This window comes from Paenibacillus apiarius (assembly GCF_017052585.1).
Classification (GTDB): domain Bacteria; phylum Bacillota; class Bacilli; order Paenibacillales; family Paenibacillaceae; genus Paenibacillus_B; species Paenibacillus_B apiarius.
On record NZ_JAFFHZ010000001.1, the window covers coordinates 5,261,426 to 5,276,414 of the forward strand.

The following is a 14,989-nucleotide window of genomic DNA, read 5'->3' on the forward strand; positions in this document are numbered from 1 at the left end:
GTGATTAAAGTCATGATCGTGGAAGACGACCCAATGGTCACGGAATTCAATAAGCACTACTTGAGTCAAATCGAAGGATTCAAGCTGGCGTCAACGGCATCGACAGGGGATGCCGCGTTGGAGCAGCTGCAGACTATGGAGGTCGATTTGATTCTGCTGGATATATATGCCTGGAATTAACGGTCTCCAGCTGCTGGATCGCATCCGCAAGAGCGATCACGCCGCAGACGTTATCGTCATTACGGCCGCAAGCGATATTTCCAGTATCAAAATGGCGCTCCGGCTGGGTGCCGTCGATTATTTAATCAAGCCGTTTGAATTCCACCGTTTTCATGCGGCTCTGTCCACTTACAGGGAAGACTTGAAGTTGATGGGAACGCAGCAAGCCTTAAGCCAAGCGGATCTCGACAGGCTGTTGTTCCACCATTCGGAAAAGGCGACGGCCTCGGCCGTGCTGCCCAAGGGGGTCGCCCGCAATACGATGCAGCTGGTCTGGGAGTGTGCGCTCGCGATGAAGGGGAGGAACTTCTCGACGGAGGAGCTTGCCGCCGAAGTAGGTATTTCCCGTGTGTCGATGCGCAAATATTTGCAGTTCATGAATGAAATCGGGGTGTTGGGTGTTGAGATCGAATACGGCTCCGTAGGCCGTCCTGTATACAAGCACCGGATTGCTCCGGGCCAAGAGAACGTCATTCAATCTTATTTATAGAGGGGGCTCAAAAAGTTTACGTTACAGCAAGCAGCGATCTTCTTTTAGGCAGTAGAACTGGTTTGCTTACTTTACTTACAAAATGAATGCTTAACTTTCAAAATCTATAAAAGCGTTTACAATCCCGTTATGATGGAGCCGTAACTTATATGACGGAGGTGTTGGCCGATGGAAAACGCCCAACAATATGAGACGGGTCCATTGAAGCAAACGGAAGCAAACAGGGAGAGGAAGCCCGGCCAAAGGTCGAAATGGTTCGGCCTGAAGGTGGGGGTCATTCCTCTGCCGCATTATATCGGGCTTGCGTCTATCCTATTACTGGCGTCATATTTCAGCAAGCTTCCGTCGGATATGATCGGCGGCTTTGCCGTTATTATCATTTTGGGAATGCTGCTTGGGGATATCGGACTGAAGGTGCCGATTCTGAAGGATATAGGCGGTCCGGCCATCTTATCCATATTCGTGCCGTCTGTGCTGGTGTTCCTGAATGTGTTTAACCCGTCTGTTATGGATGCGGTCACTGCACTCATGAAAGAAGCGAACTTTCTGTACTTCTATATTTCATGTCTCGTGGCCGGCAGTATCCTCGGCATGAACCGTACCGTGCTGGTCAAAGGCTTCGTCCGGATGTTCGTGCCGCTCGTGGCTGGCACGCTTGCTTCGGTCGGCATGGGGTTGCTGACGGGCATGCTGTTCGGCTATACGCCTTACCATACGTTCTTTTACATTATCGTGCCGATTATCGGCGGGGGAATCGGCGAAGGCATTCTGCCGCTATCCATCGCTTACTCGCAAATTCTTGGCGAGCCATCGAGCGTCTATGTGTCGCAGATGATTCCAGCGGCTATTATCGGCAACATGGCAGCCATAGTTTGCGCAGGCTTGTTGAAGCGTCTCGGCGAGAAGCGGCCGCACTTGAGCGGCAACGGCATGCTGATTAAGTCGGGCGCGGACAACGATATTCTGAGCGCGAGAGAGGAAGAGAAGAAGATCGACTTTGCATTGATGGGAGGGGGCTTGCTTCTAGCCTGTTGTTTCTTCATCCTTGGAGGATTGTTGTCCCAATTCGTTGGCATTCCCGGCGCCATCATAATGATTATCGCGGCGACGATCGTCAAATATGCGAAGCTGCTGCCCGCCAAGCTGGAACACGGCGCATTTCATATGTACAAATTCATTTCCACTTCATTAACCTGGCCCCTCATGGTCGGACTGGGCATGCTGTACGTGCCGTTGAATGATGTAGTCAATGTGATCAGTCCGGGGTATGTATTGGTGTGCGCGTCCGTCGTATTGGCGATGGTCGGATCTGGTTTTTTCGTTGCGCGCTGGATGAATATGTACCCGGTGGAATCGGCGATCGTGACAGGTTGCCATAGCGGTCTTGGTGGGACGGGCGACGTTGCAATTCTGTCTGCATCCAATCGGATGGGCATGATGCCGTTCGCTCAAATTTCCACGCGGCTTGGCGGAGCGGCGACGGTCATCGCGGCTGCGCTGCTGATGAAAATGTTCAGTTGAAAAAACGATAACAGTTACTTTAAATGGACGGAGTGAGTTGATTCAAGAAAGAAATACGGGTGGAGATGCTTTTTGATTTGATTTTTACGATATTTTTGTTAGGATTAAGCATGTAACCCTTTTCATTTCTTTGAAAACATCATCTTACGAAGTGAGGTACTGTTCGATGGATTCGAAACCAACATCTGTTGTGAACAACACGAAGAGCGTCAAGAAGGATGCGTTGAATTGGGCGGCAGCCGCAGAAACGCCGCGCGGACCGGGGCAGCCTTATCTGCATGGGTATAATGCGCGGGAGATAAGAGAATGGTCACCGGAGACGGACCCATATGCGCCGTACTTCCGATCAAGAGTGCCGCTGGCTGAGCGGATCGAGCCGTTCCAGCCAGCGCAGGCCCGCCCGGAGTTGACTGATGCGGCGAAGGTGATGAACCTGTCTGCCGACTATGACAAGGAAGAGTGGTTCGGCTCCTACCGGTACAATGACAGCTTCAGCCGCAATATTTTGAAGTTCTGGCAGTATCAAGACATCTATGCATCCTGGCACGGACTGCCGGTGTACGGATCGCCGACAGAAGAAGGGAAGCATGAATACGGAGTCGTGAACATCCCTAACCCGGCCTACACGGATGCGGCGCACCGCAATGGCGTAATCAGCCTGGGCTGCTGGTTCTGGCCGCGCAGCATAGACTTCGGCGAACTGGTTGAACTGACGGAAGACGGGCGTTTCCCGATTGCTGACAAAATGGTGGAGATGGCGCATTACTTCGGGTTCGAGGGCTACTTCATCAACCAAGAAGCCGCCATTAGCCAAGAGCATGCCGTCAAGCTGATGGAGATGCTGAAATATTTGCGTGATCGTGGCATGTATGTCAGCATTTATGACTGCTTGAGCCCAACAGGGGAATTGCAGTACATTAACTATTTCAATGAAAAGAATGCCCCTTGGGTTATGGAACAGCAAGATGGGCGCAATGCGAACGACAGCATTTTCATCAACTACGCATATACGCCGGAACGATTGGAGAACAGCAATGCCTATGCCCGGGAGATCGGCCTGAATCCATTCGAAGCGCTGTACTCGGGCATCGAGAACGATAAGTTCCGCTTTGAACGCGGCAACGAGTTGAAGACGGTGTTCCGTGAAGGTGCATCCCGTACGCCGCGCACCAGCTTGGCCTTGTTCGGCACGGATATGGTATGGCACAGAGCGCCGAATCCGTCGGATCCGAACATGCAGAAATACGTCGAGCATCGGGAGCGTTTGTATTGGTCCGGAGGGAACGGCAATCCTGCGCAGAGCGGGCGGGCCATCGGGGCTGAATCCGAGAGCTGGGACGGAATCGCGCACTATATCGCGGAGCGTTCTGTTATCGGTAACTATCCTTTCGTGACGCGATTCAACAACGGTCATGGCCTCTCCTTCTTCTTGAACGGACGGGCGGCATCCGCCAAAGGATGGAACAACATGAGCGCGCAAGATATTTTGCCGACATGGCAGTGGTGGACTGCATCGGAAGGGGAACCGCTGGCGGTTGATTACGATTATGGAACGGCATGGAACGGAGGTTCCTCTGTCAAGGCCGAGGGAGTACTGAGCGCCGACATGACAACGGATATCCGTTTATTCAAGACCGATTTGCCGGTTCGGCCGGATGTGGAACTGGCTTTCACGTACAAGACAGAAGCAGCGGCTCAAGGATGTTCCAGCAAGATGAATGCGGTTGGCGTGCAGGCACTGTTATTTTTTAAAGACGAACCGTCCACTCCGGTTGTTGTCGATTGCGGTGCAGGCCGCAGCGAGGAATGGACGACAGTGACAGCTAACATTGGGGCGTATGAAGGGCGAAGCATTGCAGCCATCGGCATTCGTATCGCTTCCACATCGAGCGCGGATGCAGAAGTGAAGGTCAATCTTGGCGAGTTGAAGCTGACGGCGGGCGCGGGAATGCCGGCACCGCAGGCTCCGGCTCAATTTAAGGTTGATCGGGCTTTCTTTGATGACAAGCAAGCCTCTTTCTATCTGTCGTGGTATTTTGACGAAGGATGCGATACCGATAACATATGGTATTATGATTTGTATCGTGTCCGCGATGGGGAACGGGAAGCGATCGGCCGCATTTTCGATGGCGTCTACTATGTGAAATCAATCGACCGCCATGGGGAAGAGATGATTACGCTGGAAGCGGTGGCTGTGAACGCAGAGGGCGCGGAGAGCGCAGCCTCTGTCATCACTTGGAAGTGGGGAGACGGGGAACGGGCGGAATACAGCTATGAACCGATTCCGGCTGAGCACATCGTGCCGCAGTTCAATGCGGAAGAAGACCTCGTGTTAGAGGCCGGCTGGTCCCGTTATTTAAATGTCCGTGTTACGCCTGCTACGGCATCCAACCTGGCGTTGACCTGGAGCTCCAGCGACGAGAAGGTTGTAGAGGTAAATGAACGCGGACAGCTTACGGCTATAGCGCCAGGAACCGCAACTGTCACTGCGCACACTGGAGACGTGAATGGCGAAGCGGGCATTTCGTTCAGCGCCGACGTCAAGGTTGTCGCGCCTGTTGCGCCACCGGAGCAAGGCGTATCGCTGCAAGCTGAACAGTACGACCGTTCCAACGGCCTGTACATTCCGGGCAACTACGTTCATGTGCGGGACTTGCATTTTGCCGATTGGATGGCATTCGATGAGGTTGACTTCGGAGAGCAAGGCGTAAGCCGGATTACAGTTCGTGCTGCGGTATTGACCGCAGATACGCGCTTGCACATGCTGCTTGGCGGACCGGAAGGCAAAGCCGTAGTGGACATGGAGCTTCCGTTGGAAGCCGGCAAGCTGGCTCCGTTCTATAAGGAATACACGGTTGAACTGACGGAACGGCTGACAGGCAAGCAGCAGCTGCACATCTCGTTTACGAACCCGAATATCCGTAAATGGCAAGTGCGCGATACCGGTATTTGCGATATCGATTGGATTCATTTTGCATAATGGAGTCAAGATTTCGAAAAAGGCTGCTTTATTACGTGATATCGATGAAAGCCGTATATGTATGTTGAACTAGATTGGCGGTTTCCAGTCGAAGCAAGCTCGAAGAAGCGGGCTCTATTGGAAAAGATACAGTCAAATATGCGGATTAAACGGTTGGATGGAACTATATCCAAAAAGCAGGCGAGGCCAGCCTGAGAACGGCGGTCTCGCCTAATAATCGATCTAACGCGCCAGGATCGTTTGTATTTCGGCGCGCAATGCTTCATTACCGGCAATGATGCCGGAAGCCCCCCAAGTAAACGGCTCTCCCTTCATAGCCCAAATAAGCACCTAATTTACTCAAGTAATTCCCTGTAAGGATTGATGATCTTGTCATAGTGTCTTCCATATTTCTCTGCTAATTCATTGCCGAAATCCTGCTCAATCTGTTCCATGATGACATCATGATAGAATCCGTTTTGCAGCAGCTCGACTACGGAAGGATGGTCGGTTTCCAGCGCGGACAGCTTGACGGATTTGCCAAAGCTGCCAATGAGCGCGGAACGGGAGTCGCAGAGAATGGAAAATCTTCTGGAATCGATATGCTTCCATTCGTCGCTGCGCCTGTGCACCAAGACATGCTGCAGTCGAGTATGGCATTCGCCGATGGAAATAACCGTCACTGCAACGCCCCGCCGCTCCGCTTCTAGCAGAGCTTCTTCGAACCAGCCTGCATCTTCCGCCCATATGTCTGCCACGATGCTTGTATCTGCATTGGACACCAGACGCCTGATGGTCGTTTCCAACGCTTTATCGCCCTGCCAGTTATAGAATGACGCGGACGTCCGCGGAGGGGACTGCAATTGTTCCAGCAGCGTACGGGACGTTTGTTCAAAATCGGTCTTCAACAGCCGAACGAGCTGCTCTATCGGCACAGCGTCGTATAACACGGGTTCGGCCTCTACCGCCCGGCACATTCCTTTGTCTGTCAAAGACCGGAGCGCCGCATACACATTTGAGCGAGACACGGATACTTTTTTGGCAACCTCGTAACCCGATATCTTCGGTTCTTCATGCAGTGCTGAGTAGCATCTTGCTTCCAGATCGGATAAACCGATTTTCCGAAGTTGATCGATCAAAAGAGGTACCTCCTTTCTGTAATGCTTAATATAGTGTTATTTTAAAATACTACTCAAATCTTGTCAATGCGTTATTCGCTTAGCCGGGAGATAAAAGCCAGCCAAAAAAGACGAAAAGCAATAAATATTGAAGCAGAATGAGGCAATAAACACGTCGCCAAGCTTTTCGCTCGTGCGGAGTCAAACGTTCAAAACCATAACCTGCGCGCTGTTCTAATTTCACTATTTGATAGACATACATATTAAGGCCAAAGAACAGAATAAACCCGATGCAGCCCCACAGCACGGATTTTTCATAGCGATACAACTGGATGGACACGTAAACTTGAGAAGTAATCATCACGGCGCTTATCGTGATCATCCATAGTGTAAACTAACCAAGTGTGAGTGTCATTCATAACGAATTCCGCCTTGAATCTAAAAATAGCCACCCCATGATCAACTGCAACATACTCATCCAGCTTATAAATAATATAGAATCTCCGTTAATTGAATCCAACAGCTGACTGGCTAACGAGAATGGTTCAGTAAATAAATGAATGGAGTGAAAACGAAGAAATCTCCCTATGTAGACCCCAATGCTGCCCAGGATTACGAAAACCAATAAAATCGTCTTGTACCCCTTTATATGTAAGATAAGACTGCGGATCTGCCTTAACATGAGGATGTAAAAATAAATCCCCAATAATACTCCGTTTATTAAAACAAAAAAATTCCACCATTCCTTATGAATCAAACCTTGTTTGTAGTTGAATTCAAACATGTTGAGGTGAATCAGATCCGTTATGACGTAAAACACATTGGGGGACAGCAGTACAAAGACAATATAAAAAGCGATACTGACGGGCAGTTCCCGCTTGCTCTTCACTTTAAACAAAGGCAATAAAAAGGAAAGCTCCAAAGCGGCAAACGCAAGAAACATATTTAAAATCATAAATGAATAGGCCGGACTGCGCGATACGCAAATATTGTAGCAGGGTGGCTCCAAATTGATATTGATGAACCTTGCAGGACACTTACACTTTTGTAATGTGTACCGAGCGACGTAGCTAAGCCCCTGTCCAGCACGGACAGGGGTTTCATGTACTATCGCTCTACTCTTGATTATGATTCGGCAACGACGATCTGTTCCTTGCCGCCATACACCGTCCACCAAGGCTTCGCTGACTTCTGCAGCACTCGATTCAGATGCTCCATGCGCTTAACGCCTTCGTCCTTCAGCCATGCGCGCAGGCCCTCATCGCCATCCTTGCCGTACACGGCTATGCCGTCTTGCCAAGTCGCGCGGCCGCACAGCACGCCTGAGAACGGCACGCCCGCTTCGCCCGCGAATTCCAGCGTCTCGATGAAGTCCTCGTTCGAGACGCCGCCGCTCAAGTAAATAAACGGAACCGTCGCAATCGATGCCGTATCCTTGAAGTGCTGCAGCGCTTCTGCGCGCGTATATACCGCTTCCGCTTCGTGGCCGCGGTTCGCCGCCGTGCCGGACACGTATGTCATATTGACCGGCACTTCCACCTTAAGACAGTCAAGGTGATACTGCGGCTTCGTGAATTCGCGCATGCTTTTCTTTACTTTGTCCGGTTTCACCTTGGCGTATTCCGGACCTTTCGCATCGGCTATATCGTCACAATAGGTGACCGGCTCGAAGAAGAACGGAATATCGTTCGCCTTGCACTCGGCGCCGACGCGCTCGATGAACGCATGCTTCTGGTCGTTAATATGCGCGGCATCGTCCGGATCGTAGTACATCAATATTTTGATGGCGTCCACGCCTTTCTCCAGGTACCGGCGCACGGACCACTCGGGCAGCAGGTCGGGGAGGCGGCCTTGGACGGTCGCATCATAGCCGGTCTTCTCATAGGCGATAAGCAGACCTGCTTGCTTGTCACGCGCTTCCGCCGCGCTCCAGCCGTATTCCGGATCAAGCAGGATCGCCGTGCTGTAAGGCGTCAGCTCTTCGGTAACGGCCACCTTGAATTCCTCCACTTGCTTCACTTCGGCCTCTTGGCCGATCGCCTTCGTCAATGATTTCTTCAACGAGCCGCGTTGGTCGAGCGCAGTTGCAATAATCAATCCGTGTTCATCCGACAAGCGCGTCAGCGCCTCGTATTTGCCTTTTGTCATGTTGACTGTCATATCAAGCACCCCAATCGCACAATTTTCCTACTCTACATCATTACATCAATATTCCCATCATGAATCGTTTCATGAAGAAAAAATTACAAATTTTAAACATTCATGAACGATTTTTAACAAAATTCAGGTGCGTCGTTGCGATTCACTTGGATATAAAAGGCAATATTAACAAAAAAATTAAAATGATTCGAGCGAGAATCCATGTTACGATCTGGACGTACCAAAAATAAGGCCGAAGCTCATCTGAGCACGGGGGAACCACACATTGGGGTGAAGTCGCAATGATGCGGCAGGGGTAATCCTCTTTGACCCGAACCCGTCAGCTAACCTCGTAGGCTGCAAAGGGAGAGATTTATAGAATGAAAAATACGTTCAAAAAAGTCGTAATTACGGGAGCCCTCGTTCTGGCACCAGTCGTGGCAGCAGGCTCGGCAATGGCTGCTCCGTTGAATGTTGCTGCTCAAGCTCCTAACCAAAATGTAACGAACATCGATTTCTCCGGCTTCGACTTCAACAAGTTGCTGCAAGGCAATGAGCAGAACAACCAGAGCTTGTCGGATATGTTGAACAAGCTGTTTTCTAATAAGAAGCCTGTTGCTACTCAACCTGATGTTGCAGCACCGGACAAGAGCAAACCTGCAACTCCAGCGCCTAGCAAGCCAGCGCCAACAGCACCTGCCACAGGAACGGCAAATCAGAATCAAAGCGTAACGGCTAACTCTGATTTCGCGGCGCAAGTCGTTGATTTAGTGAATCAAGAACGCGCCAAAGCAGGGCTTCAGCCTTTGAAATCCGATGCGGCGCTTACTGATGTCGCTATGGTGAAGGCGAAAGACATGTACGACAATAATTACTTTGATCATAATTCGCCAACTCTTGGCTCTCCGTTTGATCTAATGAAATCCAAAGGCATTCAATACCGTACCGCTGGCGAAAACATTGCCAAAGGGCAACGCACACCGGAAGAAGTAATGAATGCGTGGATGAACAGTGAAGGCCACCGTAAAAACATTCTGAACGCAAGCTATACTTCGATTGGCGTTGCTTACTACAATGGTGAGTGGGTACAAGAATTTACGGGATAATGACGAACTAGTAAGCCGAAGCCTGCAGAACAATCTGCAGGCTTTTTCATTGTGCCGCAACAATTGCGGTGAATTACGGCTCTAAATCGTACTGAGTCAGCTTAGGGCTAACATGCGCAAAAGCGGACGAGCAGCGGCAAGTTTCTGTGCTGATGCCCAAGATTAGCGCATATGGTGAAGTGTATCTCATTACAGTATGAACGGAGGTCCTCCCTTGCACAATCCTGTTCAGCAGCAATTGGTCTATCAAGCAGACCCCGCGACGGTTCAAGCCATGCAAACGGCCAGGGAAAAGATTCACCATGTCGGCAATATGTATAAGCATCGGTATGTGCGGGTTCAGACGATGGATGGCCAGGTATATGACGGGGTTATCGTCAATGTCGATAGAGATCATATTTATTTGCAGACCCAGCATCCCATGCAGCAGCGCTCTTTATACGGTTCGTTTTATTATAATGATGTCATTTTACCATTGGTGTTATATAATTTACTGGTCATTTCATTATTATAGTCAGCAGACGGCGTCTGCTGCACGGTTGAAAAGAGTCCTTGCACTTGCCGTGCGAGGGCTTATTTGTGCGCCGGTCTCATAGGTTGATACCAATGGACACAGGCATGACGGCTGGCTGCATGCGCTATTCTTGGCCTGATGCTTGATACAGGCAGACTTGCCGTATACAATAGGAAGGTGCTTCTGCTCTATATAGATAGAGAAGGAGTAAGCGATAATGAAACGTCATATTATGAATCGAAGGAGGGGTGGCTGTGGCATTTGGCGCCAGAGTATTGAAGACAGGGATCGCGGTTACCCTGTCGTTATATATCAGCATGTTCCTGCAATTTAAGACACCGGTCATTGCCGCGGTAGCTGCCATCTTCGCGATGCAGCCGTCGATCTACCGTTCCTGGCGTTATTTTCTGGATCAATTCCAGACCAATACGGTTGGAGCAGTAGTTGCATTATTGGCAGGGATGGCCTTTTCCAATGCGCCGATCGCGGTAGGCATCGTCTGTATTCTGGTCATTATGATATGTTTGAAAATGAAAATGGAAGAGACCGTCGGACTGACGCTCGTGACCGTCATTACGGTGATGGAAGCCTCGGGACAATGGGATTATGCGCTGATTCGGTTCGCGCAGATCTTGATTGGCATCGGATCCGCGTTTCTGATTAACATTTTGTTCTTCCCGCCGAACCCCAAGGTTCAATTCATCGGGCAGATTCAGACCGTATTCAACAAGATGTCGCTGCTTCTGCGCACGATTATTTCGGACGAGATTAAGGAAACCGCCTTCCGAACGGAGAAGCAAGCTCTGGATGATATTATGAAGTCGCTCGCGGACAAGTACAAACTGTTCGAGGAAGAGACGAAGAAGTTAAAACGCGCCAAGTACCGGGCTACGCGCCAGCTGGTCGTGTATAAGCATCTCCTGAACACGTTGTGGAAGGGGATGACGGTGCTGAATTCCATTGAAGAGCATTATTTTCAAGCGGCGCGGACGCCGGAGACGGACAAGTTCTTCGATCATCATCTGGAGATGCTCATCAAATGCCATGAGCATGTGCTGCTCAAATTCGAAGACAAGGTAAAGCCGGACAGCACGGAAATTGAACAGATGGAAGCAGAGAATGAAATGTTTATGCAGAAAGCAATGCAGCACTGCATACAGGAGCAGGAAGGGATGCTCCGTCTCTCGATTGTGGCGGCGTCCATGTATGAATATGGCTTCCAGATCGCGCGTCTCGACCGTCTGGTCGGACACGTTGATAAAGAAGAAGAGAAAGGGCTTTTAAACGGATTGCTATAATTGAATAGGAATCATGCAGATGCCAATATTGGATGCCGAGGAAATGGTTGACAAAATCGAGGTTTAAGGTTAGTATTCTCGGTAATCTGATTATATCCTCATTAGGTAAGGCGGAAGCAAACGCATTTGTTTTATGATCCACCCTCTAGCAGCTTTGCTTGGAGGGTTTTATTATGTTTGCGGGTGGTGGGATTATGGTATGCTGCGAAAATTAAAACGCGTTGATCAATTGATGCTGTGGATCCTGCTGTGCTTTATGGCGGTTAGCACGATAGTTATTTACAGCGCAACGACTAATACGAACTATGAAGGCTTATACAAGACCAACATGATGCTGTATGGCGCATTTTTCATTCCGCTTCTCATTACAGCTTGGTTCGACTATCGGGTTGTCGTTCGGTATTTTTCCGTCATCCTCTATGTTATCGGCATTGCCTTGCTGGCGCTTGTGATGTTCAAAGGGGTTGACATCAATGGTTCTGTTCGCTGGATTGCCGTCGGGGGACAGCAATTTCAGCCGTCTGAGTTCATGAAGCTCTTCACCATATTGCTGCTGGCTCGCTTTCTGGGTCAACGCGAAGGGGAGGAGCTGCGGCTGGTCCGGGATATCGTGCCGCTCACCCTGATTACTGCAATACCGGTCGGTTTCATCATGAAGCAGCCCGATTTGGGAACGTCGATCGTGTTCGCGGCATTTTTTGTCGCGATGCTGTGGATGGCCAATGTGCGCATGTCTCATATGATTATCGGCTTATCCGCGACTGTTGCCGTTATCGGATCGGTTGTGGCTCTATTCTACCTGAACACCGACTTGCTGGCCCAATTCATTAAGCCTCATCAAATGGCGCGCATTGCAACCTTTCTGGATCCCGCCAGTGATTCGGATCAGGCGTGGCATGTAATGAATTCAATCCGTGCAATCGGTTCAGGCAGGCTGTCGGGGGATGGATTCACTCAAGGCTTTTTTATTCATAGCGGGTATATTCCATATAGTTATTCGGACTCTATATTTGTCGTCATTGGCGAGGAATTCGGTTTTCTCGGTTCCGCCGCGCTCATTCTGTTATATTTCCTGCTTATTTATCGTATGGTTCTCATCGTAAAAGACAGCAATAATCTGGAGGGCGCCTATCTCGTGGTCGGCATTATTGCGATGTTCACGCTGCAAATCTTTGAAAATATCGCCATGCATATCGGATTAATGCCGCTTACCGGGCTGTCCCTGCCATTTATTAGCTACGGCGGAAGCTCGCTGTTGACTAATATGATCTCTATCGGGCTGGTGTTGAGCGTCAAAATTCATCAGCAAGAGCCCGAGCTGCCTGAGCTGCTCAGAACGGAATCAACCATCGTCTATTAATTGGTGTTGTTTACGCGGTATGTAAAATTCTAATATGTGATATAAAGCAAGCCCTTGCCACTTAGGCAAGGGCTTGCGTCATTAAGCTTGAGCCTGCTGCGCTTGCGTCTGTGACTGTGACTGTGTAGGGATTCGCCTGGTTCTGCCGAGGAAGAAGTATCCGTCTAAGCCGATTTTGCCCGCGTTCCAGCCGGCTACGGCAATGAAGCTGCAGATCAGAATGAATAAGGGATTCCAGCTGATCGATCCCGAGAACAGGTAGGAAAAATTCATGACCATGCCCATGACGGCAGCGAGCCAGGTCATCAGCCCGAGAATAAGGCCAAGTCCGACCAGCAATTCGCCAATGGCGACCAAGTAGCTGAAGAAGCCGGAGGTCGGCAAAGCGACGTGCTTGAGAAACCATGCCCACCAGCCGGGGACAATCGGACGATCGCCGACCGACTTGGAGATCGCCGATTCAAGAAAGCCGCTCGCATCGAATCCATTCGTAAGTTTCCCCCATCCTGCCGTCACCCATTTGTACCCAACGTATAGACGGAGAATGCATAGCAGCACGGCGGCGCTGACATGGGATCGTAGCCAGTGCACAAACATAAGTAAACCACTCCTTTTGCTTTGAATTTTGACAGCGCGCTGCCTTTAGGCACCGGTTCTGGTATATTGTACAAAAGTTGAAGCGGCTTAACAAATAGTTATCGGTTACATTTTGAGGGGGAAATTTCTACAATTTATTCCGTTTCGTTATGAAAGCTGTGATGCTTGACAAAAGGGGGAAAGTATAGCTATATTTAAATCGTAATTATTACGAATAAACAACGAACGCATGAAGGAGGATAATGCATGCACGATCAACGTATACCGGTTACCGTATTAAGCGGATATTTGGGCTCCGGAAAGACGACGATATTGAATCATGTGTTGAACAATCGGGACGGGCTTCGCGTGGCCGTCATCGTTAACGATCTGGGAGAAGTGAATATTGACGCGAATCTCATAAAAGACGGAGGCGGCTTATCCCGGACCGAAGAGAAGCTGGTGGAAATGTCGAACGGATGCATCTGCTGCACGCTGCGCGAGGATTTGTTGAAAGAGGTGGAGAAGCTCGTTAAAGAAGGGCGGTTCGATTACATTCTAATCGAGTCAACCGGAATTGGGGAACCGCTACCGGTTGCACAGACTTTTTCGTATGTGGATGAGGAGCAAGGAATCGATTTGTCTGCGTTATGCCGTCTGGATTGCATGGTGACGGTGGTGGACGCCTACCGCTTCTGGCACGATTTCTCATCGGGCGACAGCTTGCTTGATCGCAACGAGGCGGCTGGCGAAGACGATACGCGCACTGTCGTTGATCTGCTAATCGACCAGATTGAATTTTGCGATGTGCTTATCTTGAACAAGTGCGACATGGTGAAGGAAGAGGAGCTGCTGCAATTGGAAGGCGTGCTCCGCAAGCTGCAGCCGCGGGCCAAGTTCATCCGCACCTCTCATGGACGGGTCGCTCCGCAGGATATATTGAATACAGGGCGCTTCGATTTCGACACAGCCAGCCAATCGGCGGGATGGATTCAGGAATTGCAGGCGGGACATCACGTGCCGGAGACAGAGGAGTATGGCATCGCCTCGACTGTGTACCGCCGCAAGAAGCCCTTCCATCCCGAACGGCTTACGTCATGGCTGGAGGATTTCCCAGACGACATCGTCCGCGCGAAAGGGCTGATGTGGTTGGCTTCGCGCAATGAAATGGCCACCACCTTCAGCCAAGCAGGCCCTTCCATCCAGATTGGCCCTGCCGGATATTGGGTAGCAGCGCTGCCTGAACGGGAAAGGCAAGCCGTATTGGAGGATCATCCGGAGATGGCGGCAGAGTGGGATAACCAGTTCGGGGATCGCTGCACCGAGGTCGTGCTGATTGGCGTTGATATGGATAAGGATCGCATTGTGCGCTCGCTGGATGCGTGCCTCTTGACCGATGAGGAAATGGCGGCAGATTGGTCCGCCTTTCATGATCCGCTTCCCAATCTCATTATGGAAGAGGCGGGATAACGGCATGAAGGTGTAAGGGAGGAAAGCAGGATGGGCCCGCGCTGGCGGAGCTCATCTTTTTTCTGTGGCAATATAGCCGTTTTGCTCAACAACGAACGAGACATGGGAAGTGGAGGGAACGACAGGGAATCTATTGTCTGATGGGAGGGAAGAATGAGGCAAGAGGCATTAGCAACAATCATTAGGGCGTTATCTTGAACGTATCATGAACCAATAGGA

The 14,989-nt window shown here is 50.3% G+C and carries 12 protein-coding genes, 1 pseudogene and 1 riboswitch; of the genes and pseudogenes, 8 read left to right on the forward strand and 5 right to left on the reverse strand.

All coding sequences use genetic code 11. The features are described from left to right. The 3 genes and pseudogenes from JSQ80_RS23280 to JSQ80_RS23290 all read left to right on the forward strand — a co-directional run bounded on the left by JSQ80_RS23280 (position 1) and on the right by JSQ80_RS23290 (position 5,210). Positions 1–709: pseudogene (locus JSQ80_RS23280) on the forward strand (response regulator). Positions 710–877: 168 nt separating this feature from the next. Next, entirely contained in the window at positions 878–2,230 is a 1,353-nt protein-coding gene (locus tag JSQ80_RS23285; protein ID WP_206096872.1) for a 2-hydroxycarboxylate transporter family protein, read from the forward strand. Positions 2,231–2,396: 166 nt separating this feature from the next. Beyond that, a complete protein-coding gene (locus JSQ80_RS23290; RefSeq protein WP_206096873.1) occupies positions 2,397–5,210 on the forward strand; it encodes an endo-beta-N-acetylglucosaminidase in 2,814 nt (937 codons plus the stop codon). Between the two features lie 335 nt (positions 5,211–5,545). On the opposite strand, the gene JSQ80_RS23295 is transcribed toward JSQ80_RS23290, so the two are convergent. The 4 genes from JSQ80_RS23295 to JSQ80_RS23310 all read right to left on the reverse strand — a co-directional run bounded on the left by JSQ80_RS23295 (position 5,546) and on the right by JSQ80_RS23310 (position 8,467). Continuing rightward, a complete protein-coding gene (locus tag JSQ80_RS23295) occupies positions 5,546–6,328 on the reverse strand; it encodes a TrmB family transcriptional regulator (protein ID WP_206096874.1) in 783 nt (260 codons plus the stop codon). 79 nt (positions 6,329–6,407) lie between these two features. Next, a complete protein-coding gene (locus JSQ80_RS23300; RefSeq protein WP_240463782.1) occupies positions 6,408–6,668 on the reverse strand; it encodes a hypothetical protein in 261 nt (86 codons plus the stop codon). A 54-nt stretch (positions 6,669–6,722) separates the two neighbouring features. Further along, positions 6,723–7,262: a DUF1361 domain-containing protein gene (locus JSQ80_RS23305; RefSeq protein ID WP_206097713.1), complete on the reverse strand. Its 540-nt coding sequence runs from the start codon at positions 7,260–7,262 to the stop codon at positions 6,723–6,725. Positions 7,263–7,432: 170 nt separating this feature from the next. Next, positions 7,433–8,467 carry a tagatose 1,6-diphosphate aldolase gene (locus JSQ80_RS23310; RefSeq protein ID WP_206096876.1) on the reverse strand — a complete coding sequence of 345 codons (1,035 nt, stop codon included), beginning with the start codon at positions 8,465–8,467 and terminating at the stop codon, positions 7,433–7,435. A gap of 220 nt (positions 8,468–8,687) precedes the next feature. After that, a riboswitch (cyclic di-AMP (ydaO/yuaA leader) is annotated at positions 8,688–8,820 on the forward strand. Between the two features lie 6 nt (positions 8,821–8,826). On the opposite strand from JSQ80_RS23310, the gene JSQ80_RS23315 reads away from it, so the two are divergent. From JSQ80_RS23315 to JSQ80_RS23330, 4 genes are all read left to right on the forward strand, one after another. Then, entirely contained in the window at positions 8,827–9,552 is a 726-nt protein-coding gene (locus tag JSQ80_RS23315; protein ID WP_206096877.1) for a CAP domain-containing protein, read from the forward strand. Positions 9,553–9,766: 214 nt separating this feature from the next. Beyond that, positions 9,767–10,066, forward strand: coding sequence for an acetyl-CoA acetyltransferase (locus JSQ80_RS23320; RefSeq protein WP_240463783.1), 300 nt, complete (start codon positions 9,767–9,769; stop codon positions 10,064–10,066). Between the two features lie 254 nt (positions 10,067–10,320). Continuing rightward, positions 10,321–11,364 carry an FUSC family protein gene (locus JSQ80_RS23325; protein WP_206097714.1) on the forward strand — a complete coding sequence of 348 codons (1,044 nt, stop codon included), beginning with the start codon at positions 10,321–10,323 and terminating at the stop codon, positions 11,362–11,364. 199 nt (positions 11,365–11,563) lie between these two features. Continuing rightward, a complete protein-coding gene (locus tag JSQ80_RS23330) occupies positions 11,564–12,724 on the forward strand; it encodes an FtsW/RodA/SpoVE family cell cycle protein (RefSeq protein ID WP_206096879.1) in 1,161 nt (386 codons plus the stop codon). A gap of 81 nt (positions 12,725–12,805) precedes the next feature. On the opposite strand, the gene JSQ80_RS23335 is transcribed toward JSQ80_RS23330, so the two are convergent. After that, a complete protein-coding gene (locus JSQ80_RS23335) occupies positions 12,806–13,321 on the reverse strand; it encodes a DoxX family membrane protein (RefSeq protein ID WP_206096880.1) in 516 nt (171 codons plus the stop codon). Positions 13,322–13,567: 246 nt separating this feature from the next. Between JSQ80_RS23335 and JSQ80_RS23340 the strand changes: the two genes are divergently transcribed. Next, on the forward strand, positions 13,568–14,770 hold the full coding sequence (locus tag JSQ80_RS23340; RefSeq protein ID WP_206096881.1) for a GTP-binding protein: 1,203 nt from the start codon (positions 13,568–13,570) through the stop codon (positions 14,768–14,770). Positions 14,771–14,989 lie beyond the last annotated feature (219 nt).